Origin of the sequence: Devosia indica (assembly GCF_003056405.1) — a bacterium.
Classification (GTDB): Bacteria; Pseudomonadota; Alphaproteobacteria; order Rhizobiales; family Devosiaceae; genus Devosia; species Devosia indica.
The window spans coordinates 1-13903 of record NZ_PYVZ01000008.1 but is presented as its reverse complement, the minus strand read 5'-3'; the positions used below and the strand labels follow the sequence as shown (position 1 = coordinate 13903).

Sequence of the window (13903 nt, the reverse complement as noted above, 5' to 3'; positions counted from 1 at the left end):
TCAGGCCCCTTGTGCGAGCGCGTTGACGAAGCTGGTGTCAAACAACGTGTTGAAATCAGGAAGTGCCTGGATCTGATTGAGCTCCAGCATGTGCTGTGCGTAGGTCTTGGACTGGGTTAACTCGGTCTCCCCAAAGTTCCAGGTCAGTTCTACATTCGGAGCCGACAGTTCGATAGCAGCGCGGTCCTGGCCCAATTTCATCACCGCCATGTCGACCATCGCGGCTGGATTGGCCATGGCGAATTCCGATGCCTGCCGGTGAATGTCGAGGATGACCGTGACCAGTTCTGGCCGCTCCACCAGCGTGTCGCGATGGGCGCCAAAGATCATGTTGAGTGCCCCCATTTCGGTGCCATAGGGATATTCCACAATCTTGCCGATACCCGTGGCCAGGCTTACGCCCGGCGCTGGCTCTGCGCCGACATAGGCATCGATATCGCCCCGTGCGAGCGCAAGGTGCATCTTGCTGAAAGAAATGCGAACCGGGGTAATATCGTCAATCGACATGCCTTCCATGCGCAATCGCTCCAGGATGAAGACTTCCTGGGTGGAGCCGGGCCAGATGGCGACGCGTTTGCCCTTGAGATCGCTGATCGCGCTGATGTCGCTGTCCTTGCCCGCGACGACACCCATGCCTTTGTTGCAGGCACCACCAATCACGACGATTGGTTCTCCGGCAGCCGCGCCCAGCGTGGCCGCAGCGATGCCGAACATGCCGAAATCGACAGATTTGGTTACTACGGCATTCTTGCCTTCAGTGGGGCTTTCGAAGGGAATGACTTCGACCTTGTAGCCGGCAGGGGTGAACTGCTCATAGAAGTGCGGCGCGATCGAATGGATGAGCTTGAGGGCGCCCATGCGGATCGTGGTATCAGACTGGGCCCGTACAAACGGCATGGGCATAATAGCCGTCGCTGCTGCGGTAGCGGCGGATGTGGCGAGGAACCTGCGTCTATTCATCATGGCCTGATCTCCTGTGCGGCTATGCTGTGATTGGTGTTGCAGCGGGTTTGGATGCGGCAAGAAAGTTTCGCCACCCACCGAAATGCGTAATGTCGGGAGCCTGCTCGAGCGCGTATTGCTCGCAAATGAAGCCCTTGACGAGGGTGCCATCCTCTAGTGCGATCGAACCGATCCCGAGTGGCGCAGGGATGGAGGCGACAAAGCTGCCAAAGGTGTTGAGCGGTACATCCCATAGTTCGATTTCAATCATGCCTTGACCCTCGTCGCGGGCGAGGCCGGGTTTGGGTGGCGCCGAATTGGGCAAAGCATAAAGGCTGTACCCGGATGCCGTGCGGGTCTGGGCAATGAAGCGCGCGCCCCGTTCGGTCAGTTGGTGATTGAGAGGCTGTCCGCGCAAATGCGCCCCGACGACGGCGAGGCGGACAGTGTTGGTCGATTCGATGTTCGGGACGCGGGTGGTTGCCGACAAGGGGATGGTGCCCGCCCCGAGCGCGGCTCCGGCATCGGTGCGATGAAGGCGATCGCCAATGTTGGCCAGCATGCTTTCGCTGAGACGCGGCGCAATCAGGGTGACCCCTAGTGGCAGACCATGCTCGCTTCGACCCGCGGGGACAGCCACGGCAGCCATATCGAGCAAGTTGACGAAATTGGTGAACAGGCCGAGCCGGGAGTTTGCTCCTATGGGGTCGGCCAGCATCTCTTGTATCGTGGGGTGTTCTGGCGCTGTCGGCACCAGCATCAGATCGAACTGGCCCAGGATTTCGGCCGTGCTGCGCGCCAAGGCCGCGAGCCGATACTGGCCCTCAAAGGCATCGACGGCCGCAAACTGGTGCGCAGACCGGATGATGTCGCGCACCACCGGATGAATGGCTTCGGGCTGGGTGGCCGCAAAATTGCGTATCGCCGCCAGCCTTTCGGCAATCCAGGGCCCTGCGTAGAGCAGTTCTGCTGTCATTTCGAAGGGGGCGTAGTCACAAGACACGGCGGTCCCGCCGAGCTGCTCAAGCGCCTCGATGGCCTTGCGGTAGCTTTGGACAACGGCCGGTGCGCATCGATCCAGTGTGCGACCATCGATGATCCCGAAAGTGAAACTGCTGGGCGGTGCACCCAAGGCGGCCCAGTCGCCTTCGCGCGAATAAGGGTCTTCCGGGTCATAGGCCGCCGCAGCCCCCAGGACCGCCAGTCCGTCTGCCATCGTGTTGGACAGGATAGAAACACAATCCAGTGAACGGCAGGCCGGAACGACGCCTTGTGTGCTCAGCAGGCCCCGGCTGGGTTTGATCCCCACGATATTGTTGAAACCGGCGGGAATACGACCGGAGCCGGCAGTGTCTGTTCCCAGAGCGAATGGAACCTGCCCCTTCGCTACGGCAATTGCAGAACCTGAGCTTGATCCGCCCGAAACATAGGCATCGTTGAATGCGCAGGCCGGCATGCCATAGGGCGACCGGGTGCCGTTGAGGCCGGTTGCGAACTGATCGAGATTGGTCTTGCCCACCGGTATGGCACCTGCGGCGATGAGCCGTCTCACCACGAAGGCGGACTCCTCGGGGTGATATGCGAACTGGTTGCATGCCGCCGTCGTCTCAAGACCCTTGACGTCGATATTGTCCTTCACGCCAAAGGGGATGCCGAACAAGGGCAGGTCCTGGCCGGCGTCGAGACGCGCTTGGGCATCGGCGAGCAAGGCATGCGCCTGAGCCCTTGGCATCACCGATATCCAGACCGGTTGCCCCTCCGCTTCTACAGCGTCGAGCGTCGCGTCGAGATCGCTGGCTGCTGAGCGGCCGGAACGGTATGCCGCGAGTCGCGCGGCGATGTCGGGCAGGTCGCATAGGGAGTGCGGCGTGGTGAGCAAGGTAAATGGTCCGTAAAGCTGATCCTGCTCAGACCCTATCGTGCTATGCGTTGACGTCTATTGCTAGTTTTTGATCGGCGTGTTGCAATTTGATCAACACTATGGAGGTCCGTCGTGAGGCATCTCAAGACCCTGCAATGTATCGCCGACGTCGCGGCCAGCGGGTCCATCCGGCAGAGCGCTGCGCGGCTGGGCATCACACCGTCGGCGCTGACCCGGAAAATTCAGGATTTCGAATCCGAACTGGGCACGCCAATTTTTGAACGCATGCCGCAGGGCATGCGCCTGAACGCTGCCGGTGAACTCGTGCTTCGGCATATTCACGCGCAACTGGCCGATTTCGAGCGCTTGCGGTCCCAGCTTGCCGATCTTTCAGGGGTGCGGCGCGGTCATGTGACGATTGCCGCAAGCCAGGCTTTCGCCCATGGATTGATCCCCCAGGAAATTGCGACTTATCGGGCCCAGCATCCGCTGGTCTCCTTTTCGGTCCTGGTGCGCGATCATATTCATGCGGTCAGCGCTGTGGCTGGTTTCGAGGCTGATGTCGCCCTGGTCATCGCACCGCCACCGGCACCCGAGTTCCAACCCTTGCTGATCCTGCACCAGCCGCTCTGCGCGCTGATGAGTAAGGATCACCCCCTGGCGGCCGCCGCGACCATCAGACTGCGCGAATGTCTGCAATATCCAATTGCCATGCCGGGGCCGACACTGGCGATCCGGCATTTGTTGCAGGCCGCATTGGTGCGGTTGGGCCTACCCGTGCATACGGTGGTCGAGTCGGATTCGTTCGAGGTCTTGCGCAGCTATGCTTCGGGCGAGAACATAATCTCTTTCCAGATCCGTGCCGGCGTCCCGCAAGTCAGTGGCAATCTGGTGGCGCGTGAAATAGACCAGCGCGACCTGCCACCCACCCAATTGGTCCTCGGGCAACTGAGAGGTCGGTCGCTCTCGGTTGCGGCCTCCAAGTTTGTAGATCAGATCTCGAGCAGCCTGCATTCGCGCTACGGCGATGGAAGGACAGGTTAGGTGGGAGGTCATCCGTCAGACAGGCCCTTCGTGGCGGAAGCACGGGGCGAATAGCGCCTTGTCTCGCGGTGAGTTAGATTCCTCGGGTCGAGGCCAGAAGCAACCGCCAGTGCCTGTTGCGGGCATGGTCGTTGACAACGCATCATGCCGCGATATTTCAGTTGTCATGGATTGGCCTGCTCAGGCCTTGGATCGACTCCTCAACCTACGTTGCCGGGATCACCATCATAGGCAACGCGGAAACCGGTGTTGCTTGCTGACGAATCCGCCGTCAGCGCCGAGCGGGCGGCGATGCGATAGCGATAGCAGTAGGATATGTGGCACAGGAATGAACCACCCTTGAGCACCTTTTCCTGGATTCGGAGCGAATGCTCGTTGCGCTCCTTGACTTGATGGCCAGGCGAGCGGACACGAAAGGCGTCGCTCGTCCACTCCCAGACATTGCCTGACATGCCGTAGAGCCCAGAGCCATTAGCCGGAAAGGCCCTGACCGGGCTTGTGCCCAAGTAGCCGTCGGTCACAATATTGGTGTGCGGAAACTGACCCTGCCAGATATTGGCATAGACGGTATGGTCATCTGGTTCCTCGTCGCCCCAGGGAAAACGCGGATCGGCAAGACCACCGCGGGCCGCATGCTCCCATTCAGCCTCTGTGGGCAACCTGCCGCCGCACCACCTGGCGAAGGCCTGTGCATCGGCCCAGGAAACGTGCACGACTGGATGATCCTCCCGCCCTTCGGTCGAACTGCCCGGACCCTCCGGCGCAGCCCAGTTCGCGCCGTCTACCCTGACCCACCAAGGCGTTTGTGTTGCCGATGGCGGTGGCGCATCAGGCCCCAGAAGGCCGCGAAACACTGGCGACCATCCGTATCTTTCGGCCTCCGTCACATAGCCAGTCTTGGCGACAAACTCAGCGTAGCGGACATTGGTGACGCTGGTTGCATCGAGCCAGAACGCCCCAATATCCACATCGTACCGGGGGCCCTCCCCATCCTGCAGTATTTCCGGGCGGTCGGTGCCGACAAAGCTGCGACCGCCGCGAAACCACACCCGCTCTGCCGCCACCCCGTCCCCGAACTGGGGCGACCCTACTGTTGTGGCCGGGCTCGCGCCCTTACGGCTGGGAGTGCAGCAGGACAAAGTTGTCTCCTATTTTTGCAGTCTCTGGTGCCCAGCCCAGCTATCAAGCTCGGCCATGTCGTCAACCGGCAGAGTTCGCGACCGACTCATGGCGTGCGTCATCTCGAAAAGCTGCTCATGGACACTTTATCGATCGGCGCTCCGGTACCGCCGCTGTCGGATAACCTGGGCATGACTGCTGCGGCAGCGGACGTTATGCGTTCAACCAAGTCAGCAATCTTAGGATCTTCCGCGCGATCGGCGAGCAGATAAATTCCCATGGGCTTGAACACTGGTTCGTCGGATTGTTGCACCTCCGCCAGGCCTCGTTTGCCGATCTCCTTGTTCAGGTGCTGGGTGAAGTGCAGCACAGCATCACTATCACGGACATAATCGATACACGCCGTCAACGAATTGGATGCAAAGGCATAGCGCGATGCAACAAAGGCGCTTGCAATAGTCTCCAGCCGTTCCGAGTCATTGATGAATGCGCGGTAGCGGTTCTGAGGGGTCGCGGGAGCGGCCCGGGGATAAGCAAAGATTTCGTTCCGGCTTCGGGGGCATCCGAGCAGAGGATGACCGGGGCGTACAAAGTATCCAGTTGGCGAGTGGCTGAGGGGAATGAACTTGGCTCCAGTCGTAGCCCTCAGGCCATCGAAGCGATAGGACACGAAAAGACTGATATCGCCGGCCAGCAATTGCTCCATGCATTCAATCTGGTCACCCAGGTTCACTCGAATGGGTGCGGTCGGGTGATCCACCCGGTATGCCTTGACCACGCTATGCACGAAAAGCGTCCACCAGGTATTGCCGCAAGCCAGCGCGATACCTTCCTCGCTGCGTTCCCGTTCATCTTTGAGATTGATCAGTGCGTTGTCGTAGATTCGCTGCATCATTCGGACATTTGCGCACAACATCTCGCCGTAGCTGGTCAACCGGACTCCTTCTGACGTGCGGCGCAGCAAAGGCAGACCTATCTCCTGTTCGAGCTTCTGCATGTTCACCGTCAGTGTCGGCTGCGTCACGTTGAGCACGCGCGCCGCTGCCGTCATGCTCCCAGCTTCGGCAATCGCCAAGAACTGTCGCAGAGCTCGATCCATCGAAGTGCTCCTTTATAGATGCCATCTATTTTCTTAGCATCATTTCATATTTTTCAAATGACCATGGGCGTGATTATCTGGCCCTGTACAGCGCCACAGACCGGTTTGGTCTCACCGGCAGAAGCGCTTGAGCGGACACGCTCCTCTGACAACCAGCAGTGGCTTACGCCATCCGCTTGTGCGGGCGGTCGATGGCGCATTGCTGCAAGCAAGAGCTGCCGTCGTGAATGGACCACACGAGGAGGATAATGACATGTATCTCAACTTGAACCGCCGCCAGCTCCTGCTCGGCGGCTCGGCACTGATGGCTTCGACTTGGCTGTCACCCATCCTGGCGCAGGACGAGCAGTTGCGCGTTATTTTCTGGGGCAACCAAGACCGCGCTGATCGCACCTTCAAGGTAATGGATGCCTTTGGTGAAGACATGGGGATCGCCATGGCCGGCGAATTTCTGGCTTTTGCCGATTATTGGCCGAAGCTGGCGACCCAGACTGCCGCCGGTACCGCGCCCGACGTGGTGCAAATGGATGGAGCCGGCCGCTACATCGCTGAATACGCAAGCCGCGGCGCCATTGCCCCGCTTGACGAGTTCATCGGCAAAGAGCTCGATTTTGCCCAATTCGATCAGGACCAGGTCGAAGCCGGCAAAGTGAATGACACGCTTTATGCAGTGAGCCTGGGCTCCAACGCATTCGGCATGATAGTCGACACCACGCCTTTCGAAGCCGCCGGCGTCGACATTCCTGGTCCGCAGACTACGCTGGACGATCTCTATGCAATTGCCGAAAGCTTCAAGAGCGCCGGCGTTGCTCAAGCCGTCACCGATGACAGGTCGGGATCCTGGGCGGCGCTTGAGAACTGGCTGCGCCAACAGTCAAAGGCGCTTTACACCTCCGACGGCGAACTCGGCTTCGACGCCGCCGACATGGCTGGCTGGCTGAACCTGTGGAAAGGCTTTCGGGATGCCGGCGTATGCGTTTCCCCCGAAGTGCAGGCCATGATGGAGGGGCCCGGCACATCGCCGCTGATCATGGGCAAGAGTGCCACTATGGCAGAGTTCTCCAATCTCATGTCGGCCTATCAGGCGCTCACCACTTCGCCTCTGGTGCTGACCAATTTCCCGCGCATCTCCCTCGATGCACCGGGTGGCTATTATCGCCGCCCGTCCATGTTCTTCTCAATCAGCAGCACCTCGTCCCGCAAGGCTGATGCCGCGCGCTTCATCAATTTCTTCGTCAATGATGTCGAGGCCAACACGATCCTAAACGCGGAACGAGGCATTCCTCCCTCGGCTGCCGTTCGCGACGGCATTGCCGGCATGCTCGAGGACTCTGCCCGCGCAGCAGTGACCTATGTGGGGGGGCTTGAACCACTCTTGAGCCCGCCGCCGCCGCAATCACCAAGCGGGGGCGGCGAGATCAACGAGTCCCTTCTCGCATTCGCAGCGCAGGAAGCAGCCTTCGGCGTGAGGCCGCCAGAAGCCGTTGCTGCCGATTTCATTGCTGCCGCTCAAGAGGCGTTGGAGCGCGCAGGCTGATCAATCAACCAAGGCGGTGCGAAGGATACATTCGCACCCTCATCTTCTGGAGGCCATTTTGGGCCTGAACATCATCTATATCCATACCCACGACACCGGCCGTTTTGTCTCCCCTTATGGCCATGCCGTGCCCACCCCGAATCTTGCCGGTCTTGCCCGAGAGGGGGTGCTGTTTCGCAAGGCGCATTCGGCCGCCCCCACCTGTAGCCCAAGCCGCGCAGCCCTGCTCACTGGCAACTGGCCTCATGAAACGGGCATGATCGGCCTTGTCCATCGCGGTGCGCGCCTCACCGATCCACGTCAGCACCTTGCCAATATCCTGGGTGCTGCGGGCTTTGATTGCGCTCTTGTCGGCCTCCAGCACGTAGCCCCGCAAGATGAACTGGGCGCTCTCGGCTATGGCGAGGTCATCAATCTGGGCGCCAACCATGCTCGGGATGTCGGGCCTGCGGCGGCCGCGTGGTTGGCTAACCGCACATCCGGCAAGCCATTTTTTCTCAGCGTCGGCTTCTTCGAGACTCACCGGGTCTACCCCGATGCCGACCCGGCGGATGATCCGCGCTATCTCGCTCCGCCACCAGGCTACCCAGACACCGCCGACGTGCGCGCCGACACGGCAAGGCTGCACACCAGTCTGCGCAGCGTCGACGATGCGGTTGGACAGGTGCTGGCCGCTCTGGCCGCATCAGGCCTCGATTCAGAGACCTTGGTGATCTTCACAACCGACCACGGGCTCCCCTGGCCGGAAGCCAAAGGCAATCTCAACGATGCGGGCACCGGCGTTGCCCTGATCATGCGCGGTCCCTCGGGGTTTTCCGGCGGCAGGATCGTGGACGCACTGGTCTCCCAGATCGACATCTTCCCCACGCTGATGGATATTCTCGGCCTTGCCAGGCCCGCCTGGCTGCGCGGCGAAAGCCTGCTCCCTCTGGTTGTCGGTGCCACCAAGGAGATTCACAGCGAAGTTTTCGCTGAGGTGACCTGCCACGCGGCCGCCGAACCAATGCGCGCCATCCGCACACAGGAGTGGCTCTACATCAAGCGCTTCGATGGTGCCGGCTCGCCCGTTCTGGCCAATGTAGACGATGGCGACGCCAAAACGCTCTATCTCCGTCATGGCTGGGCTACCTACCCGCCGGCCGAGCGGGCGCTTTACAATGTCATACTCGATCCGCTCGAGAGGCGGAATCGGGTGGATGATGCAGATTGCGCCGAAATCGTCGACGGGCTCGATGGTCGTCTGCAGGCATGGATGGTCGCGACCAATGACCCGCTTCTCGACCCGGACTGGACCCCGCCCGCGCATTTCAGACTTGAGCAAGGCCGCTAGGGACAAGTGAAAGGATTGCTTGGCTTCCTTCGAGACCTCGATTGGGCGGCCAGCAAACCTGGAGTGTGCCGGCTACCAATGGGCGGCAACCGGCTGTACCGCTCGACGGGAGTGATGATGCAGGTGTTGACACGCGCACCAAGTTCCCGCCGGTCTTACGGTTGGTCCTCGAGTTGACGTCTGGCGCCAATCCGACCGTTTTTCCAGTGCCAGATTGCTGGCGGATTCGCTGGGCGCGAAACTGCCCAGCGACAAATGCGGTTGATGGTCGTTGTTGTCATCCTGCCCTGTGCCGACTGGTATCCTGGCCTCGGCCAGCGAATAGCCCCGCGTCCTGTAGACACCTACGGGGCTAGGCCTGGTGTCGCCGTTCGAACTCAATGGGCGAGCGCCTGCGGTCGCGGACGTGCTTGGTTCCGGGTTCGACGGGTGCGGCGGGTGATCCTCTCGCACTTGAGCAGGTTGAAGAAGCTTTCGACCACGGCATTGTCATGGCAGATGCCGCGCCGACACCTCGACGCGGGCCATTGCGGCCGTTTGGCCGGCCTTGGCCACCTTTCGGAAACCGTCCGCTCGCCCAGACAGTTTCGGACCCCGTGTAGGATGCGCTCAAGCCGTGCTGGCCAGAGGCTGTCGCGCGTATGCCTGCCCGATGGCATCTACATCTCAAAGAGCGCCGTTCTTATTTGCTTCCAGCTTTCCCGATCTGGCGCTGCAAGCAAGATGCCATTGAGAATGGTTGGGCAATAGGGCTCTTGGGTGAGCAAAGCAGCGTAGCCTCCAGCCTCGGCATGAATCAAGGCACCGGCTGCGTGATCCCATGGGGCCAGGCCTGCATTGGCGCAGAAGCTCATCGCTCCTGTCGCCAGCATGCGGTATTCGAAAGCGGAACACCGCCAGGTGGTGGTGCGCGCAAAGGCTCCAAGGCGCGGTGCAATCCGAGACTGAAGCTCCGCCGGATACATATGGAGGGGCACGAAGCCGTGCATGTTGCTGGTCGGCGAGGGGACCGCAACGGCAATGCGGGTTGGCTTGCCGCCAGCACCGACATGCCACGCTCCTCTCCCAGGACGGGCGACCAGGAAGTCGTCCAAGCACGGATAATGAATCAGGCCGGCGATGGTTTGGCCGCCCGCGACAATGGCAAGGATCGAACCGAACAGGGGGACCCCGTGGGCAAAGTTCCAGGTGCCATCGACCGGATCGATGATCGCAACAGGTGAATGGCCCCGGAGATGCTCAAGGACCGTCCGATCACTTGAAACCGCCTCCTCCCCTACTATCGCAATATCTCCCAGTATCGTTTCCAGCTGTCTTGCCAAAGCCGCCTCGGCACAGATGTCAGCATCCGTTACCAGGTCATCATCGGCTGTCTTTGTTCTGATCGATGTTGCAGAAAGCGCATGAAATCGCGGCATTATTTCAGCCTGCGCCACGGTGCGCATCGCCTGCATCAGGGCAATCATCTGATCATCGGAAATTTCGTTCACGCGGCTCGTTCCTCAAGATAGGTCTTGAGGGCTTCCGGCTGATCGGTCTGGATGGCGCTGATGCCTGCGTTGATCAGGCGGCCCCATATCTTGTCCGGGTCGGCCAGCGCGGCCGTGTCGGTCCAGGTGCCGCTATTGGCCTGATCAAGCGTGTTCTTCCACAGGGCCATGCCCGCGCGCTGAAAGGCCTCGCGATTGTCAGCAATGGTGTCGATGGCATCAAAGCGGATCTCGCTCATAAAGGGCCGGAGTTCGGCAAGCACGGCCAGGGTGCTGGAGGTCTCCTGCCTGGTGAAGGTGGACATGGCCATGAAGGGCAGGTCCGGGATGTCTTGGGCGCGCACCCAGGCCACGTGCTCAGGCGTCATTACCGTGGTCTTGAGATCCACATAGGCGGTGGCGTTCAGATCTCGCACACAGGCGGCGACCTCGGGAAACAGTGAGCGGTCCTTGAGGTCCAGGTCGGCAAAGATACGGCCGCGGATGGCCTCAAGCGACTGGGACAGCGTGGGAATGCGTTGATCGGTCAGGGGATTGTCTTCGCCGCCATCGTCGGCCCGCAGGGCTATTTCCTGCAGTTCGGCCATGGTCATGCTCTCGGCTTCGCGGTCGATGCCGGCCATGCGCAACAGGGTTTCGTCATGCATCAGGAAAAGTATGCCATCGGCACTCTTGCGCACGTCGATTTCAACAATGTCGGCCCCGATCCGGATCGCATTCTCAATAGCCGCCAGACTGTTTTCCGGGGCGCCGTGCCAGGCGCCGCGGTGGGCCACAATTGCACAGCGGCGCGTCGGATCGCTGACAAAGTCGATATAGCTCATTGTTCTTGTCTTTCTTGGAAGGTGTCGCAAACAGCGGGAAATGGAGAAGATCAGGCGTCGGCGAGCGCTTTGGCCCGAGTGAAGGCGTAAGGGATGGCGCGGCCATCGCCTGCATCGAACAGATGCAGGCGCTCGGGCGGGAAATTCACCGCAAACGTATCGCGACTGCCAATGTCAGAGCCGAACGGGGTCGAGATGCGGATCAGATTACCGGCGATTTCGACGGCCAGAACAGAATGGGAGCCCAGTTCCTCACGGTAGCGCAGTTTGACCTGGAGCGGCCCGTTGTTGATCTGGATGTCTTCGGGCCGTATGCCCAGCTGATAGCTTCCCTTGAGTGAGGATCGGGCCAGGACCTCGCCGCTGGCCAGCCGCAGTGTGGAACCGTCACCCTGCACTGGCAGGATGTTCATTGGAGGGGACCCGATGAAACGGGCGACAAAGACCGACGCGGGTTTGTGATAGATGGTCCGGGGCGTATCGAACTGCTCGATGCGGCCCTTGTTGAGGATCACGATGCGATCGGCCAAGGTCATTGCCTCGACCTGGTCGTGGGTAACGAAGACCGTGGTCGCGCCGATGCGCCGGTGCAGCTCGGCCAGCTCAATGCGCATGTCGTGGCGCAATTGTGCGTCCAGGTTGGACAAGGGCTCGTCAAAGAGCAAGATACCCGGCTCTCGAACAATCGCGCGACCGATAGCAACACGCTGTCGCTGGCCACCTGAAAGCTGGCCGGGTTTGCGTCCCAGCAAGCCCGTCAGGGCCAGCATTCTTGCTGCGGCTTCGACCCGTTGCAGACGCTCGGCGCGCGCCATTCCGGCGACTTTGAGACTATAAGCGATATTGTCGAAGACGCTCATATGAGGATACAGCGCATAGTTCTGAAACACCATGGCGCAGCCACGCTGCTTGGGCTCAAGCTCGTGCACCTCGCGTGAGCCGAAGCGGATAGCACCGGCGCTCACCCGTTCCAGCCCGGCGATCATCTGCAACAAGGTGGACTTGCCGCAGCCTGAGGGACCAAGCACCACCGTGAATTCGCCAGCGCGCAATTCCGCGCTGAGTGGAGGGATGACTTCGGCGCCCTTGTCGTAGGACTTGCTGACACCATCGAGAACGATGGAGGTGGCGGCTGCGCGGATGGCGGAGTCGATCGCAGACATCTTATTTCTCCGAGAGAACCAGGCCGCGCACGAGATAGCGCTGCAGCAACGCAATCATGGTGAGCGGGATAATTGATACAACCACGGCTCCGGCCATGATCAGGGGAAAGTCCGGCATGACACCGTCCGAGTCCGGCGAAAGTCGGGCCAGGCCGACGACGGCAGTCTGCATGTCGGGGGTCGAACTGGCGACCAATGGCCAGAGATACTGCGTCCAGCCGCTCAGGAAGGTCAGGACAAAGAGTGCCGCAAAGCTGGGCCGGGAGAGAGGCAGCAGGATGTCGATCAGAAAGCGGAGCGGGCCGGCGCCATCCATGCGCGCGGCCTTGACCAGGTCCTTGGGCAAGACCAGAAAGAACTGCCGGAACAGGAAAGTGCCTGTGCCATGCGCTACAAGGGGTGCGATCAAGCCGAAATGGGTGTCGAGCACACTCCACTCGAGCGCCAGCCGAACCCCGAACATACTGTCGAGCAGGCCATTGAGGCCGGTGCTATCGAACAGGGCGTTGAGCGGCGAAAAGATATTTGCCGCTACCTGATAGGTCGTGATCACCCGGATATCGAGCGGCAGCATGATTGTGGCAAGGATCAGCGCAAATACCACCGAGCCCCAGCGAACCGGGAAGAACACAAGTGCATAGGCCGTGATGAATGACAGCACGCAGGTAATCAGGGCGTCGAGCACCGCTACGATGAGGGAGTTGACCATCTGCAGGGGAATGCGCGTCTCGGTGAAGATGCGCACGACATTGGCGAGCAACTGGTCGCCCGGATACCAGACGATGCCGTTGCGCAGCATGAACTGATAGGACTGGGTGGCCGTGGCAAGAGCCAGATAGAGCGGGGCCAGGATGTAGACCATGCCTGTGAGCAGGATCAGGCCGGCGACGATATTGAGGGAACGCGCATTCTCTATCATGTTCAGCGCTCGTAGTTGATGCGGCGGCCGAGGAAGGCGAATTGCGCCCCGGTCAGGAAGATGACGAAGATCATCAGGAGGGCCGTCTGTGTGGCCGCGCCTGACAGGTCGTAGCCGTTAAAGCCATCCACATAGATCTTGTAGACCAGCAGGGTTGTCGCTCCGCCCGGTCCTCCCTTGGTCATTGTGTCGACCAGGGCGAAAGCTGATGTGACGCTTTCGGTGAATTCGAGCACCAGGGTCAGGAATAGCTGCGGCATGATCAGTGGCAGTTGCACATCGAAAACGCGCCGCCAGGGGCTGGCACCGTCCATGGCGGCGGCCTGGTGCATCGTGCGGGGAATGGACTGCAGTCCGGCCAGGAGAATTACGAAGTTGAACGGAATGCCTCCCCAGACATGGGCGGCGATCAGCATGATGAAAGCATCCGTGCCATCGATGCCAGGGGTGTTGAATGTCACTGAGATCTGACCCTCTAGGGGCAGAAGTTTTCACTGAGAAATGACCCATGTTTTGATCGTCCCCTGGCTGTTGGTCGGGGGATCCAGGAGTGATCGACATGGCGTTATTGAGCG

Annotated in this window: 11 protein-coding genes and 1 pseudogene; 3 read left to right on the top strand and 9 right to left on the bottom strand. The window is 60.5% G+C overall.

Going from position 1 to position 13903, the window contains the following annotated elements; translation table 11 throughout:
• Both DDE76_RS09335 and atzF read right to left on the bottom strand, forming a co-directional pair.
• Positions 1 to 963, bottom strand: coding sequence for an ABC transporter substrate-binding protein (locus DDE76_RS09335; RefSeq protein ID WP_198650876.1), 963 nt, complete (start codon positions 961 to 963; stop codon positions 1 to 3).
• 19 nt (positions 964 to 982) lie between these two features.
• A complete protein-coding gene (gene atzF, locus DDE76_RS09330) occupies positions 983 to 2821 on the bottom strand; it encodes an allophanate hydrolase (RefSeq protein WP_245891861.1) in 1839 nt (612 codons plus the stop codon).
• Between the two features lie 114 nt (positions 2822 to 2935).
• Here atzF and DDE76_RS09325 point away from each other — a divergent pair, with 114 nt between their 5' ends.
• Complete coding sequence (locus DDE76_RS09325) at positions 2936 to 3847, top strand: LysR family transcriptional regulator (protein WP_104893117.1); 912 nt, start codon at positions 2936 to 2938, stop codon at positions 3845 to 3847.
• A 200-nt stretch (positions 3848 to 4047) separates the two neighbouring features.
• Here the strand turns inward: DDE76_RS09325 and DDE76_RS09320 are convergent, their stop codons facing one another.
• Positions 4048 to 4986 carry a formylglycine-generating enzyme family protein gene (locus tag DDE76_RS09320; RefSeq protein ID WP_104893118.1) on the bottom strand — a complete coding sequence of 313 codons (939 nt, stop codon included), beginning with the start codon at positions 4984 to 4986 and terminating at the stop codon, positions 4048 to 4050.
• Between the two features lie 98 nt (positions 4987 to 5084).
• Entirely contained in the window at positions 5085 to 6065 is a 981-nt protein-coding gene (locus DDE76_RS09315) for a LysR family transcriptional regulator (RefSeq protein ID WP_104893119.1), read from the bottom strand.
• Between the two features lie 253 nt (positions 6066 to 6318).
• Between DDE76_RS09315 and DDE76_RS09310 the strand changes: the two genes are divergently transcribed.
• Positions 6319 to 7602 carry an ABC transporter substrate-binding protein gene (locus tag DDE76_RS09310; RefSeq protein ID WP_104893120.1) on the top strand — a complete coding sequence of 428 codons (1284 nt, stop codon included), beginning with the start codon at positions 6319 to 6321 and terminating at the stop codon, positions 7600 to 7602.
• A gap of 58 nt (positions 7603 to 7660) precedes the next feature.
• Positions 7661 to 8932 (top strand): sulfatase family protein, encoded by a 1272-nt coding sequence (locus DDE76_RS09305; RefSeq protein WP_157955734.1) that lies wholly within the window; start codon positions 7661 to 7663, stop codon positions 8930 to 8932.
• A 659-nt stretch (positions 8933 to 9591) separates the two neighbouring features.
• Here DDE76_RS09305 and DDE76_RS09295 read toward each other — a convergent pair.
• From DDE76_RS09295 to DDE76_RS09275, 5 genes and pseudogenes are all read right to left on the bottom strand, one after another.
• Positions 9592 to 10422 (bottom strand): inositol monophosphatase family protein, encoded by an 831-nt coding sequence (locus DDE76_RS09295; protein WP_104893123.1) that lies wholly within the window; start codon positions 10420 to 10422, stop codon positions 9592 to 9594.
• Complete coding sequence (locus DDE76_RS09290; protein ID WP_104893124.1) at positions 10419 to 11246, bottom strand: glycerophosphodiester phosphodiesterase family protein; 828 nt, start codon at positions 11244 to 11246, stop codon at positions 10419 to 10421. Before DDE76_RS09290 ends, DDE76_RS09295 begins: the two co-directional genes overlap by 4 nt.
• Before the next feature lie 50 nt (positions 11247 to 11296).
• Positions 11297 to 12409: an ABC transporter ATP-binding protein gene (locus DDE76_RS09285; protein ID WP_104893125.1), complete on the bottom strand. Its 1113-nt coding sequence runs from the start codon at positions 12407 to 12409 to the stop codon at positions 11297 to 11299.
• Position 12410: 1 nt separating this feature from the next.
• Positions 12411 to 13328: a carbohydrate ABC transporter permease gene (locus DDE76_RS09280; RefSeq protein ID WP_104893126.1), complete on the bottom strand. Its 918-nt coding sequence runs from the start codon at positions 13326 to 13328 to the stop codon at positions 12411 to 12413.
• Positions 13329 to 13330: 2 nt separating this feature from the next.
• Positions 13331 to 13774 (bottom strand): annotated as a pseudogene (locus DDE76_RS09275) (carbohydrate ABC transporter permease); the annotation flags it as partial.
• Positions 13775 to 13903 lie beyond the last annotated feature (129 nt).

Excerpts from the sequence above, each read along its gene's own strand:
- DDE76_RS09335 (WP_198650876.1), bottom strand. The coding sequence starts at position 963 with ATGATGAATAGACGCAGGTTCCTCGCCACATCCGCCGCTACCGCAGCA.
- DDE76_RS09315 (WP_104893119.1), bottom strand. The coding sequence starts at position 6,065 with ATGGATCGAGCTCTGCGACAGTTCTTGGCGATTGCCGAAGCTGGGAGC.
- DDE76_RS09310 (WP_104893120.1), top strand. The coding sequence starts at position 6,319 with ATGTATCTCAACTTGAACCGCCGCCAGCTCCTGCTCGGCGGCTCGGCA.
- DDE76_RS09290 (WP_104893124.1), bottom strand. The coding sequence starts at position 11,246 with ATGAGCTATATCGACTTTGTCAGCGATCCGACGCGCCGCTGTGCAATT.
- DDE76_RS09285 (WP_104893125.1), bottom strand. The coding sequence starts at position 12,409 with ATGTCTGCGATCGACTCCGCCATCCGCGCAGCCGCCACCTCCATCGTT.
- DDE76_RS09280 (WP_104893126.1), bottom strand. The coding sequence starts at position 13,328 with ATGATAGAGAATGCGCGTTCCCTCAATATCGTCGCCGGCCTGATCCTG.